This is a genomic window from Pseudoselenomonas ruminis (assembly GCF_008271295.1).
In the GTDB taxonomy this organism is placed as follows: domain Bacteria; phylum Bacillota; class Negativicutes; order Selenomonadales; family Selenomonadaceae; genus Selenomonas_A; species Selenomonas_A ruminis.
Genome location: NZ_VTOY01000004.1, coordinates 70,983 through 84,389, shown reverse-complemented (window position 1 = coordinate 84,389; position 13,407 = coordinate 70,983). Strand labels below are relative to the sequence as shown.

At 51.7% G+C, this 13,407-nt stretch carries 12 protein-coding genes; 10 read left to right on the top strand and 2 right to left on the bottom strand.

The window, feature by feature from the left end:
- The first annotated feature begins 118 nt into the window (after window positions 1–118).
- From FZ040_RS07085 to FZ040_RS07070, 4 genes are all read left to right on the top strand, one after another.
- The gene (locus tag FZ040_RS07085) at window positions 119–1,297 is read left to right on the top strand and encodes a galactokinase (protein WP_149171369.1); all 1,179 of its coding nucleotides are present in this window, start codon (window positions 119–121) and stop codon (window positions 1,295–1,297) included.
- A gap of 81 nt (window positions 1,298–1,378) precedes the next feature.
- Window positions 1,379–2,368 (top strand): UDP-glucose 4-epimerase GalE, encoded by a 990-nt coding sequence (gene galE / locus FZ040_RS07080; RefSeq protein ID WP_149171368.1) that lies wholly within the window; start codon window positions 1,379–1,381, stop codon window positions 2,366–2,368.
- 61 nt (window positions 2,369–2,429) lie between these two features.
- Complete coding sequence (galT, locus tag FZ040_RS07075; protein ID WP_439653911.1) at window positions 2,430–3,938, top strand: UDP-glucose--hexose-1-phosphate uridylyltransferase; 1,509 nt, start codon at window positions 2,430–2,432, stop codon at window positions 3,936–3,938.
- A 23-nt stretch (window positions 3,939–3,961) separates the two neighbouring features.
- Window positions 3,962–4,987: a LacI family DNA-binding transcriptional regulator gene (locus FZ040_RS07070; RefSeq protein ID WP_149171366.1), complete on the top strand. Its 1,026-nt coding sequence runs from the start codon at window positions 3,962–3,964 to the stop codon at window positions 4,985–4,987.
- Window positions 4,988–5,038: 51 nt separating this feature from the next.
- Here the strand turns inward: FZ040_RS07070 and FZ040_RS07065 are convergent, their stop codons facing one another.
- Together FZ040_RS07065 and FZ040_RS07060 are read right to left on the bottom strand one after the other, a co-directional pair.
- Window positions 5,039–6,364, bottom strand: a complete 1,326-nt coding sequence (locus FZ040_RS07065; protein ID WP_149171365.1) for a hemolysin family protein — start codon at window positions 6,362–6,364, stop codon at window positions 5,039–5,041.
- A 55-nt stretch (window positions 6,365–6,419) separates the two neighbouring features.
- On the bottom strand, window positions 6,420–7,016 hold the full coding sequence (locus FZ040_RS07060; RefSeq protein ID WP_149171364.1) for a BsuPI-related putative proteinase inhibitor: 597 nt from the start codon (window positions 7,014–7,016) through the stop codon (window positions 6,420–6,422).
- 146 nt (window positions 7,017–7,162) lie between these two features.
- On the opposite strand from FZ040_RS07060, the gene ylqF reads away from it, so the two are divergent.
- The 6 genes from ylqF to FZ040_RS07030 all read left to right on the top strand — a co-directional run bounded on the left by ylqF (window position 7,163) and on the right by FZ040_RS07030 (window position 13,322).
- On the top strand, window positions 7,163–8,083 hold the full coding sequence (ylqF, locus tag FZ040_RS07055; RefSeq protein ID WP_149171363.1) for a ribosome biogenesis GTPase YlqF: 921 nt from the start codon (window positions 7,163–7,165) through the stop codon (window positions 8,081–8,083).
- Window positions 8,076–8,852 (top strand): ribonuclease HII, encoded by a 777-nt coding sequence (gene rnhB, locus FZ040_RS07050; RefSeq protein ID WP_149171362.1) that lies wholly within the window; start codon window positions 8,076–8,078, stop codon window positions 8,850–8,852. Before ylqF ends, rnhB begins: the two co-directional genes overlap by 8 nt.
- Window positions 8,853–8,878: 26 nt before the next feature.
- A complete protein-coding gene (locus FZ040_RS07045) occupies window positions 8,879–10,963 on the top strand; it encodes a flagellar hook-length control protein FliK (RefSeq protein ID WP_149171361.1) in 2,085 nt (694 codons plus the stop codon).
- A gap of 85 nt (window positions 10,964–11,048) precedes the next feature.
- Window positions 11,049–11,381, top strand: coding sequence for an EscU/YscU/HrcU family type III secretion system export apparatus switch protein (locus FZ040_RS07040; protein ID WP_149171360.1), 333 nt, complete (start codon window positions 11,049–11,051; stop codon window positions 11,379–11,381).
- A 24-nt stretch (window positions 11,382–11,405) separates the two neighbouring features.
- Complete coding sequence (locus tag FZ040_RS07035; protein WP_149171359.1) at window positions 11,406–11,768, top strand: YraN family protein; 363 nt, start codon at window positions 11,406–11,408, stop codon at window positions 11,766–11,768.
- A gap of 27 nt (window positions 11,769–11,795) precedes the next feature.
- Window positions 11,796–13,322: a YifB family Mg chelatase-like AAA ATPase gene (locus tag FZ040_RS07030; RefSeq protein ID WP_149171358.1), complete on the top strand. Its 1,527-nt coding sequence runs from the start codon at window positions 11,796–11,798 to the stop codon at window positions 13,320–13,322.
- Window positions 13,323–13,407: the final 85 nt, after the last annotated feature.

The following is a 13,407-nucleotide window of genomic DNA, read 5'->3' as shown; positions in this document are numbered from 1 at the left end:
ACAAGTAGTGACTTCAAATGTAAACTAAGAAGTATAAAAAGTATTATAATTTTAGTTACTGTTACTTTTCTTTTTTTGAGAGAAAAAGAAAACGTTTACATCAGAGAGGAGAGAAGATATGGACCAGGAAATCTTAGAAAAAATGCAGGCGGAGTTTTCTAAAATATTTGGTTCGAAAGAGACGCGGCTTTATTTTTCGCCAGGGCGGGTGAATTTGATTGGCGAGCATACAGATTATAACGGCGGGCATGTTTTCCCTTGTGCAATTTCCCTGGGAACTTATGCGTTAGTGGCAGATCGTCAGGATGATAAGACCAGAATGTTTTCGCTGAATTTAGCCGATAAAGGCGTGGTGGAGTTTCCGATGTCCGGTCTTGTTTATGATAAAAGCAAGGATTGGGCGAATTATCCCATGGGTGTAGTGAAGGTCTTTGAAGACGCTGGCTATAAAGCTGGTCATGGCTTTGATGTCCTCATTTATGGCACTTTGCCCAATGGAGCAGGCTTATCGTCTTCGGCATCGCTAGAAGTGCTGACCGCTCTTATCTTAAATGATGCGTTTTCCTTTGGCTTGGACATGGTCGAGATGGTCAAGCTTTCACAGAAGGCAGAAAATACTTTTGTCGGTGTTAATTGCGGCATCATGGATCAGTTTGCTGTTGGCATGGGGCGGAAGGATTGTGCAATCTTGCTCGATTGCAATACGTTGGAGTATCGGTATAGCAAAATCGCATTGACTGGTGCCAGCATCGTCATTGCCAATACCAACAAGCCGCACAGTTTAGCATCAAGTGCTTATAATGTGCGGCGTGCACAGTGTGAACATGCTTTGAATGAATTGAGGGAAGTAAGACCGGATTTACATGCTTTGGGAGAACTTAGCGACGAAGCGTTCAATCAGTTGGCTGGGGCGATTTCTGAACCTCTTGAGCGTCAAAGGGCCCGTCATGCGGTAATGGAGAATAACCGTACCTTGGCAGCGGTGGAGGCATTGGAAGCAAAGGATGTCGCAAGGTTTGGCAAGCTGATGAATGAATCGCATTATTCGCTGCGTGATGATTATGATGTTACAGGCCGTGAACTTGATACTCTGGCAGAACTGGCATGGCAGGTGGATGGCGTTATCGGTTCGCGGATGACTGGTGCTGGTTTTGGCGGGTGTACCGTAAGTTTGGTAAAAGATGAAGCCATTGAAGCGTTCAAGGAGAAAGTCGGAAAAGCGTATACGGAGAAGATTGGCTATGCGCCAAGCTTCTATGTGGCAAATATTGCAGATGGTACGCATCGGGTGAAATGATAGAAACAAATATAGTAAACGCATAGAAAAGATGGTAAAATAGAAAGCGATTTCTGTTTGATAAAAAAGGAGCGCATGAATATGTCAATTCTTGTATGTGGCGGTGCTGGATATATTGGTTCTCACGCCGTACATCAGTTGGTGGCAAAAGGAGAAGATGTTGTCATCGTCGATAATCTGCAAACGGGCCATCGTGATGCCTTGAATCCGAAGGCAAAGTTTTATGAAGGAGATATTCGTGAGGCAGAGGTTCTGGATAAGATTTTTACCGAGAACCAAATCGATGCGGTTATCCATTTTGCTGCTAATTCGCTGGTAGGCGAAAGCATGGAAAAACCCCTGAAGTATTTCAACAACAATGTATATGGTATGCAGGTGCTGCTGGAAGCGATGGTCCGCCATAAGGTGGATAAGATAGTATTTTCTTCTACCGCTGCAGTTTATGGCGAACCGAAGCGCATTCCCATTCTCGAAGAGGACGAAACCTGCCCGACCAATACCTATGGGGAAAGCAAGCTTACCATGGAGAAAATGATGAAATGGGTTAGCCGTGCGAATGGCATCCGTTATGTTTCGCTGCGTTATTTCAATGCAGCTGGCGCGTTGGATGATGGTTCTATCGGGGAAGATCACAGCCCGGAAACGCATTTGATTCCGCTGATTTTGCAGGTCCCCTTAGGGAAGCGCGATCACATTACGATTTTTGGTGATGACTACGCTACGCCGGATGGAACTTGCCTGCGAGATTATATTCATGTTATTGATTTGGCTGATGCGCATGTACTGGCGTTGGAATACCTGCGTCAGGGCGGTGAAAGCAATATTTTCAATCTGGGCAATGGCCAGGGCTTTTCGGTCAAAGAAATGATTGAAGCAGCCAAAGAGGCTACAGGCAAAGATATCAAGGTGGAAATGGGCAGCCGCCGTGCTGGCGACCCGGCCCAGTTGATTGCTTCCAGTGAAAAGGCACGTAAGATTTTGGGCTGGAACCCTCGTTATACCGATGTGCGCCAGGTTATTGGCACGGCTTGGACCTGGCACCAGAAGCATCCAAATGGCTATGAAAAATAAAACGGTTTATCCGTTAGCCTGATGGCTGCCACCTTTCTTGGGAAAGGGCGAAAGGAAGATAATAGTGACTATCAATACAGAAATCAATCGCCTGCTGAACTTCGCTAAGCAGCGCGGTCTTATCAGCGAAGAGGATTATTATTACAGTGCAAATTTACTGCTGGACGTTTTGCATGTCAGTGAATTTGTGCCGGAAGAGATAAACGAAACTTTAGAAACGGCTGCACCGATACTGGCGTCTATGCTGGATTTTGCGGTGCAGGAAGGACTTATCGAAGATACGGTTTGTCAGCGGGATCTGTTCGATACCCGCCTGATGAATTGTGTGATGCCGCGGCCTTCCGAGGTGGTACGCAAATTCCAGGAGGATTATGCGCGGGCACCGAAGGCGGCAACGGACAATTTTTATAAGATGAGTATTGCCGCCAATTATATCCGCAAGGATAGGATTGATAAGAATTTGAAATGGCAGGTGTCCACCGAATACGGTCCGCTAGATATAACCATTAACTTATCCAAGCCGGAAAAAGATCCCCGGGATATTGCCAAGGCGAAATTGGTGGCGGCAAGTACGTATCCCCAGTGTCTATTGTGCCGGGAAAATGAAGGCTTTGCTGGGCATGCTGGTCATCCTGCCAGACAGACCCACCGGCTAATTCCATTGCGGCTGGCATCCCATCGTTGGTTTTTGCAGTATTCTCCGTATACCTATTACAACGAGCATTGTATCGTGTTGAATCGTAAGCATACGCCCATGAAGGTGAATCGCAAGACCTTTGAAAATCTGTTGGATTTTGTAACGATTTTTCCCCATTATTTCCTAGGGTCCAATGCGGATTTGCCCATAGTCGGCGGTTCGATTCTTTCCCATGACCATTACCAGGGGGGGCGCTATGATTTTGCTATGGCCAAGGCCCCGGTGGAAAAGGAGTATGCAGCAGCTGGTTTTCCTTCGGTAAAAATCGGCCGGGTCAAATGGCCCATGTCGACCATTCGGCTGACTGGAGAGAACCGGGAAGAGCTTGTAAGCCTTGCGGATAAAATCCTTACCAAGTGGCGTTCTTATCGTGATGAAAGTGTAGGGATATTGCCATTTTCCGATGGACAGCCCCATAACACCATTACGCCAATTGCTCGCCGCCGTGGATCTGGGTATGAGTTGGATTTGGTTTTGCGCAACAACCGGACCAGTGCAGAACATCCTTTGGGGATTTTTCATCCGCATGCCGAGGTGCATCATATCAAGAAGGAAAATATCGGTCTCATTGAGGTGATGGGGCTGGCGGTATTGCCGGCACGGTTGAAACAGGAGATGCAGCAGCTCGGGCAGGAATTGGTCAAGGGAACCGGTGATGTTTCGGGAATTGCTGAGCTGGCAAAACATGCGGAGTGGTATCAAATGCTACGCGAAAAATATCCGGAAGTCACGCAGGAGCAGGTAACAGAAATCCTGCAAGCAGAAATCGGCAGGGTTTTTGCTACGGTGCTTACGCATGCGGGGGTCTTCAAGCGTGATGCGCAGGGGATGGCAGCTTTCGATAGGTTTATGCAAACCGTTTCTGAGGATTGAGGTGCCGAAGAAAGCAGGTCGTTATGGAAGAGAAGAAACAGGCCACGATTGTGGATGTAGCTAAGGCTGCTGGGGTGTCGGTGGCGACAGTATCACGAGTGGTGAATGGCAACTATCCGGTAAAGCGCGAGACTCAGGAAAAAGTCAAAGCAGCAATCAACAGCCTTAATTATGTGCCGAATGTGCAGGCACGCGAACTGAATACCCGGAAATCGACCACGATTGGGGTCGTGGTTCCAGGTCTTCACAATATGTTTTTTGCTGAGGTAATCGATGGCATTGAGGAGGCCGTTCGACAGATAGGGTTCTCATTTTTGTTGAATTGTGCCAAGAATGACCCCAAGCAGGAAAGCCAAGCAATCAATGCTTTGGTGGCCCGCAACGTGTCTGGGATTATTGTCATCAGTCCGAATACCAAAAATATCAAGGAAAGCTTCTACGAAAAATTAGTAGAACGAGTACCTTTGGTATTTATCAATGGATACCATCGGATCAATGGCGTGTCCTATGTAGGAAATGATGAGCAGCTCGGCTGCAAAACGGCCTTGGACTATCTGCAGGGATTAGGGCATAAACGCATCCTATTCGTGCGGGGCGATAATTCCGATTCGTATGACATCAAAGAGGAAACATATCGGCAAGTCATGACGGAAGACAGCAATACCGCTGAGGCGTATATTGTGAATATTGGAGAAGGTAATGGCGTTGACACCGTGGATGCCACGATGGCAGTGCTGGTGAAAAAACTGCCCCAATTAAAGCCGACGGCCATTTTCTGTTGCAACGATTTGATGGCGGTAGGTGCTTTGAACGCTTGCAAGCGATTGAGATTGTCCGTGCCTCAGGATATCTCCATTATGGGCTATGACAATATCGCCTTGTCGCGGTTAGTGGAACCAAAGCTTACCACCATGGACCAAAATATGTTCCAGCTGGGAGAAAGTGCAGCCAAACTACTGATTGAAACGATTCGTGGGGGGAAAAGCAAACGCATTCTGCTCGATAACGTTCTGGTGGTACGGGATACCACTGGTGAAGTTTCCCGATAAAAATGACCAGCTCTTGTGGTTATCGCCGCAAGAGCTGGTCTATTTTTATCGTTATTTTGTGGTTCGTTCGGTGGGATTCGTTGCAGTGGGAATTTTGGTTATCATGATTTTATCAATTCGCGCGCGGTCCATATCGACGACTTCAAAGGTGAAGCCATTCCAGTCCTTTTTCTCGCCCGCTTTGGGAATATAGCCAAAGTAGGAGGTGAGGAAACCACCCATCGTCTGATAATGGTCGTGGTCTTCGTCGGGAAGTTCATCGATGGCGAAGCGCTCCTTGAAATCATCGATGGAGTAAAGCCCGTCGACCAGCCAGGAGTTTTCATCCCGTACGGTAAGCTGGACCGGGTCCGGTTCGCCCGTGACATGGGTGTCGCTGATGATTTCCTGCAGGATGTCATCCATGGTCAAAAAGCCGATAACACCGCCGTACTCATCGAGTACCATCGCTTCGTGGGTGCCGCTTTCCCGGAACTGCTCCAGCACGCGGAAGGTTTCCATCGAGCGTGGCACGAATAGCGGTTTGCGGATGTATTGGGAAAGGTCAAGCGGTTTGCGTTCGAGGGCGGCGTTGAGTAAATCCTTGGCATAGAGAATGCCGCAGAAATCGTCGAGGCTGTCGCGTCCGACGGGGAAGACATCCTGATGATTTTCCCGGATCAGCCGCAGATTGTGTTTCAGGGAGTCGGAAAGGTCAAGCCATAACATCTGTGTGCGCGGCGTCATCAAGGCGTAGGCCGTCTGGTCACTCATGTGGAAGATGCGGTCGACCATCGCCTGCTCGGTTTTCTCAAAAGTGCCATCCTCGGTGCCCTGCTCGATGAGGTCCTTGACTTCATCCTCGGTGACGGTATCGTCAAACTTTGGATTGATGCCGAAAATCAGCAGGATGAGATTGGCGGAACCAGAGAGCAGGGAGATAAACGGCCGGGTCAGGCTGGTGATGATTTCCAGCGTGTGATGGTATTTGAGCAGCACAGCTTCCGGTTTTTGCATCGCGGCCTTTTTCGGCAGAAATTCGCTGAACAGAAGCGTGATATACGTCATGGCGACAATGGAAATAATCAGAGCGGCCAGCCAGCCCTGTGGCAAAAACGTCAAGTACCCGGCTAAAAATGGCGCCAGAAAAACACCGGTGCATAAACCAGTCAAAATACTGGTAAGCGTAATGCCAACCTGGCATAACGAAAGCATCGGCTCGGGATTTTCGAGAATCAGCAGGGAAGCCTTGGCATCCGCACTGCCCTCTTCCTGAAGCTTTTCGAGACGACCGCGATGACTTTCGGTGATGGCGGTTTCAATCAGGGAAAAGAAGCCATTGGCTATCAATAAAATAATCAGCAATACGAACAGTAAACCTGCTTGGGAACTATCCAATGAATCATACACATCCTTTGTTTATATTATCCCTAGTATAGCATAGAATCTTCGCTCAGTCATCATAAGCCCAGCGGCCATTGCCAAGGATGATGCCTCCATGAATGACGGCCGAACTGGAGCTTCCGGCTGTGCGGGCAGGCAGATTGGTGGAAAGAACGTAAGGCGTATCAGCGAGCCAGGCCGTGACGAGAACGGCATCGTCTTTTAGCTTGCGATAGGCTTTGCGGTCAAGTTCTGCCTGATAGACTTCGCTTTTGTGGGCATCAATCGTAGTCGTGGTCAGTGCCTGGGTGAAGGCCATGCCGTCCGACCAGCGGTAGAGCGTTTTGCCGTTCTTGTCCAGAATGGCAAAGTCGTAGACCTGGCCGTTGCGGTGCGAAACGGTGTAGGGAGTATCGCCCACGTTGGTGACCTTAAACTCCATCAGCAGGCGGCCGTGGCGGTCTTCTACCGTGAGTTCCTCGGCAATATTTTTTGCCCGGAAAGCAGCGTAGGTTTTGCTGGAGGCGGAAGCTTTGCTGCCGCCCCCCGTGGGGATGGATATGCCGATGCCCGTGCCCATTCCAGCCGATGCCGGGCTGGATAGCGCCCCCATAAGTCCCAGGCAGACTGCCGAAACTGCGAAAAATTTTGACCAATGCTTGCGCATAACAATCACTCCTTAGTATTATTATCGTTGCAAGTGTCCGAAAGATTAAATGGAATTTGGTGTCCGCAAAGAAAAGCCGACACTGCTTGCAAGGATATTGTATAATAGAACCATTAAAACTTGAAAACGAATTCGGAGGATATAGTATGATGGATAACGATACGCGGAAGGATATCCCGACGCTGCAGTGGTTCCCAGGCCACATGAAGAAAGCTCAGCGCCTCATCGAGGAGAACCTGAAGCTCGTAGATGTGGTCATTGAACTTTTGGATGCGCGCATTCCGGCAAGTTCGGCCAATCCGATGCTGGCGGAAATCATCAAGGATAAACCGCGGATGATAGCCCTCAATAAAGCAGATCTCGCGGACAGCCGCAGTACGAAAGAATGGCTGGATTATTTCCGCGGACAGGGAATTATGGCTGTGGCCATCGATTCGGTCAAGGGCAAGGGCATGAAACAGCTCGTAAGGGCGGCCGAGGAGTTGGCCCGTCCCAAAACGGAGAAATTCGTTTCTAAAGGGGCCAAAGCGCGCGCTGCCCGCTGCATGATTCTGGGCATTCCAAACGTTGGCAAGTCGTCGCTTATCAATCGCCTGGCAGGGGCGGTGAAGGCCAAGGCCGCCAATCAGCCCGGTGTTACGCGGGCCAAGCAGTGGATTAAGATTGGCAGCAACCTCGACCTTTTGGATACGCCGGGGATTCTCTGGCCGAAGTTTGAAGACCAGACCGTGGGATTGAAACTTGCCTTTACGGGAGCAATTAACGACGATATTTACGACCGCGAGCAAGTGACGGCCTTGCTGCTCGCCTCGCTTCGCCAGAATTATCCGGAGCGATTGGTTGAGCGGTTTAAATTCAAGGGTGAAATGCCTACGGACGGATTGGAACTTTTGGAAGCTGTCGGACGCAAGCGCGGTTGTCTGGTAAAAGGCGGCATCGTGGACTTGGAAAAGGCGCAGAACATCGTCTTAAATGAATTCCGCGCGGGCAAACTCGGGCTCGTAACGCTGGATGGTGTACCGGTAGACATGGCAGAGCAGCAGGAGGAAGAAAAAAACATTGAATGATTTGTCAAATTATACGATAAAAGATATAGAGGGAATTTTTGCTGCGGGCAATGTGGAGGAAGATTTCCTGGCGGCCTGTGCCGTGGATAAACGCAAAGCGGTGGGGCGCCTGGTCAAGCGTTATGAACGCGAGCAGCAGGACCGCGCCCGCGTGTCGGAAATGTATGCCTATGAACATATTGCTATGGATGAAGGCTTTGAACTGGTGGCAGGCGTAGACGAAGCCGGCCGCGGTCCGTTGGCCGGCCCGGTGTCGGTTGCGGCAGTTATCCTGCCCCATGACCTCTATCTGCCGAAAATCAATGACTCCAAAAAGATTTCGGCCAAGGTTCGCGAAGAACTCTTCGATGAGATACAGGATAAGGCACTGGCAATTGGTACGGCACTAATCGATGCGCAGACCATTGACCGGGTCAATATCTATCAGGCGACCATCAACGGCATGTACGAGTCGATTTTCATGCTGAAGCCGGAGCCGCAAAAAGTGCTCATCGATGCCGTGAAACTCGACAACCTGCCGATGGCCTCCGAGTCTATCATCAAAGGTGATGCGAAATCGGCATCGATTGCGGCGGCCTCTATCATTGCCAAAGTTACCCGAGACCGTTTGATGGATGCCTACGATAAGCAGTATCCGGAGTATGGGTTTGCGCAGCACAAAGGCTATGGTACCGCGCAGCATCTTGAAGCGTTGAAGAAATACGGACCGTGTCCGATTCATCGTGTCTCGTTTGAACCAATCCGCTCCCTCGTAAACGGCAGGTATTAATCAAGTATCAATAAGGGTGTGTGAAAGTGATGCCAATGGAAACGTCTATGAATATAGGAATCCGTCCCGTCGACCGCCCCCAGTCTACCGGCAGTACCGAAGGCGTTTCTCGCCGTGACGATGGGGGCGGTTCGTCTGCCGCGTTTAGTCCGAAGACAAATGTATCGATAAAAAATGCGGTCGATGATATGGCAGGGCTCCTGTCGAAAATCGCCAGCAATCAGACCGAAGCCGTCGATAAGATGCCCGAGGATTTGCAGAAGGTCATCCAAAATGTTTTGAAGCAGGCCTTTTCGCTCGAAGAAACCATGGGGCAGGGGTTGGGGAGTACCCTTGAAAGCCAGCGGTTTTCGATGGACCAATTGTCCGCGCTTTCCCGGATGCTTTCGCAGCTCGGCAATATGGCCGAGAAGGGAATGCCGGTTGAAGTCAGCGATGAGCTGCGGGCGCTGCTGACGAATCTGAAGGCGATGGTGTCAGCGGAAAATGGCTCGTCGTTAGAGCCAGTTCTGCTGACGAAAGCGGCCTTTGAACTGCTCGATAACAAAAGCTTTGCGGAACTGCCGAAGGAAGTGCAGGAACTTTTGCTGGCGCTGCAGCCGCAAGGGCAGGCGATGGCGATGAATACCGGCGGCGGGAACTCGCTGGAGTTCTTAAAGCAGCTGGTCCAGTATTTCATGCCGCGCCCGGCGGCTGAGGGCGGACAGGCGCAGCCGGCACAACAAGGCCAGCCTCAGCCTTCGCAGACGCAGCAGGGCCAGAGCGGGACGCCCGGCCAGAATGGAACCGTTCAAGGGCAGCAGGCTGGACAGGAAAACGATGCGGGCAGCACGGCACCGAAAAATGGGGCAGCCCAGACGCAAAATGCGGCGCTGACCGGTCAAAATTTGACAAGTCAAACGGCAAAACAGCCGGGTAATACCCCCGCAGCACCACAAAACCAGCAGGCCCAGCCGGGGCAGAACACCCCCAATGCTCCGCAGGGACAGCAACCGGCTCAGCCCGGACAGACTGCGGCACAAGGACAGACGGCATCCCAAGGGCAGAATACGGCTCAGGGGCAGGCTGCTCAGCCAAATGCCCAGCAGGCCGGCACTCCGCAGGGCCAGCAGGCACCTGCGGGACAGCCCTCTGGGCAGCCAGCTGGCAATATGGCTCAGGGGCAGAATGCCAGCGGCAATTTGACAAGTCAAACAGGGCAAAATCAGAATCCCGGGGCAGCTGCGGAGCAGAATCCGGCTTTTGCCAATCGAAACGCGGAGAATCAGCCGGGAAGCAGAATGCCCGGCCAGCAGCAGAATCCAGCTGGGGCGCAGAAGCCAGCTGGAAATTTCCAGCAAGCGGCCATGCAGCAGGCCAAGTCGCAGCTCATGAGCCAGACGATGGAAAACACCCCGCAGGCCATGAATACGATGAAGAATCTGGCGCAGCTCTTGATGAAAAATACGGAGATGAGCCAGCGGGATATGCTGCTGCTGCAGAACTTTGTCAATGGCAAAAATGGCACACTAAGTGAGCAGGATGCCAAACAATTGCAGCAGCTTATCCGGCTTTGCCAGCAGAATGTGCCGGCAACGGTTCAGCAGGCCGCTTATCAGCAGGACATCCCGGATTTACCGCGCCTGTGGGCATTTATGCAGCTTTGCGATATGACGATTGCCAAGCGCATGACGGCGCGGCAGCTAAAAAAGGCTGGCAAGGATGTGGCGACGTTCGTTCTTTCGATGCGCAATTCCATGGAAGGCGGCAATTCGACGGTGCAGGGGCAGCGGTCACTTAACTTTATGCTGCCGATGTATATGGGCGATGACAGTACCTACCCGTCTTATATTCATGTCTACGATGAAAAACAGCCTGACCCTGAGACCGGTGAAATGAAGAAGGAAACCTGGCTGCGGCTTTGTGTCCTTACCGATAATATTGGGGCCGTGGAGCTTACCTGCCGGGTCTATCAGGAAAATCAGCTCGACCTGCGGGTGTTTTTCTCGAATCATGAATCGGCCGAGCTCTTCCGCCAGCAGGCCCCAATGCTGCGGGACTCTTTAAAGGAATCGGCCTTGAAGCTCAACGATTTCAAGATTGGAGCTGCGGGCGAACGACGGTTTATGTAAATAATAGCAAACAATGTCCTTGACGAAAGAACAATAGCAACTTATAATGATACCGTGAAGGACCACTCAGGCAGGTGATAAGGATATGAAGGAGCGCCATAAGTTACAGGAAGAACCGGAGACAGACCCTAATGTACCTCAGCAGGCGGTAGCTCTGAAGTATGATTTGGAGCGGGATACTGCTCCGCGGGTAGTAGCCAAGGGACGGGGGCATGTGGCCGAAAATATCCTGGCAGCAGCACAGGCAAATACAATTCCCGTCTATCAAAATAAGACCTTGGTCAGCATGCTGATGGCGCTGGATATCGACCGGGAAATTCCGCCGGAGCTGTATCGCACGATTGCCGAGGTGATGGCCTATGTTTATCGTATCGATAAGCAGGCAAAGCCAAAGGAGAAGCCTAAGGTCCGGCTGTAAGCAAAGCGGATGAGAAGGTGCGGCATGAATAACAAGATTCTGGGCAGTCAGGGAGAGCAGGCCGCTGCGGACTATTTGTCCCGGCATGGCTATGAGATTTGTGTGCGGAATTTCCGGGTGCCGGTCGGTGAGATTGATATCGTTGCTTCCTGTGGGGAGGTGCTGGCCTTTGTCGAGGTCAAGACCCGCAGTGGGCTGCGCTTTGGCACGCCGGCGCAGGCGGTCACCTATGCCAAACAAAAGAAAATTATTCAAACGGCGCGTTGGTTTTTGCGGCAGAGACATTTAGAGGATAAGTGTCTCTGCCGTTTTGATGTTATTGAGGTCTATGTACGGCCCAATGGACAGTATGAAATATGTCATATACCCGGGGCCTTTGAGACCTGAGCGGATGGAATCGGTCGGGGGGATAGTATGTTTGCGAGGACTTATGGAGCGACGACGCTTGGCGTGGATGGATTAATCATTGATGTGGAAGTCGATTCGGCCGCAGGACTTCCGGGGTTCAACATTGTCGGCCTGCCCGATACCTCGGTGAAGGAGTCGCGGGAACGCGTGCGGACGGCGATCCGCAACAGCGGCATCCGCCTGCGGCAGGAAAATGTGACCATCAACCTTGCACCGGCAGCCATCCGGAAAGATGGCTCGGGGCTTGATTTGCCGATTGCCGTGGGGCTTTTGGCGGCCTATGGAGCCGTGCCGCCATCGCTGCTGGATAAAAGCCTGTTTGTGGCCGAGCTCTCACTCGAGGGTGAGTGCCGCGGCGTGCATGGCATCCTGCCGATGGTCATGCAGGCAAGGCAGCGCGGTTTGAGCGATATCTTTGTGGCGAAGGAAAATGCCAACGAAGCACTATTGGTCGATGGCATTCATGTCTACGCGCTGGATAATCTTTTGCAGCTCGTGCAGTTCCTAAATGGCGGGGAGGCCATGGAGCCGGCCAGGGAAGAACCGATTGCGGCGGAGCCGGAGACGATTGTGGACGATTTTGCCGATGTGCAGGGGCAGTACCAGGCCAAACGGGCGCTGGAAATTGCTGCCGCTGGCGGGCACAATGTTTTGATGGTCGGCGTGCCGGGCGCAGGCAAGACGATGCTGGCAAGGCGCGTCAGCACGATACTGCCCAAGCTATCAAAGGACGAGGCGCTCGAAGTAACGAAAATTTACAGCATCGCCGGACTTTTGCCAAGAAACAGCGGTCTTATGACGAAGCGGCCGTTTCGCAGCCCGCATCATACGGCGTCGATGACGGCAATGGTAGGCGGGGGCAGTGTCCCGCGTCCCGGCGAGGTCACGCTCGCGCATCATGGCGTGTTGTTTCTCGACGAACTTCCGGAGTTTAGCAAAAAAACGCTGGAGGTCTTGCGCGAGCCGATTGAAGATCAGCAGATTACCGTGGCGCGAATTCATGCGACGATTACCTATCCCGCGTCATTCATCCTCATTACGAGTTTAAATCCATGTCCCTGCGGATTTTTAGGGGACCCGGACCATGACTGCTCCTGCACGCCGGCGGAAATCAAGCGCTATATGCGGCGGATTTCCGGGCCATTGCTCGACCGCATCGATATTCACATCCGGGTGGCCCGCGTAAAGTATGAGGAATTGTCATCGAAACAGAAGGCCGAATCCTCGGCGGTAATCCGCCAGCGGGTCGAAAAGGCCCGCGAGCTCCAACGAAAGCGGTTAAAGCCCTATGGGCTGTTCTGCAACGCTCAGATGTCCCATGCGATAATCCGCAAGGAGTGCCCACTGCCGCCGGAGGCACAAAAACTTTTGGAGCAGGCTTTTTCGCGGCTTATGCTGTCCGCCCGTTCGTACGACCGGATTATCAAGGTCGCCCGGACGATTGCCGATCTGGCCGGGGCGCAGGAAATTTCGGCCGTCCATATTGCCGAGGCAATTCAACTGCGCAATGATATCGGTTTAGCGGTGGATTGATGGAATGGCGCATGGTTATGGGCGGTGTGTGAATATCTCTAACCTCGTTGCGATGCGATGCTAGTCCCTTTAGGGAAAACGCTAA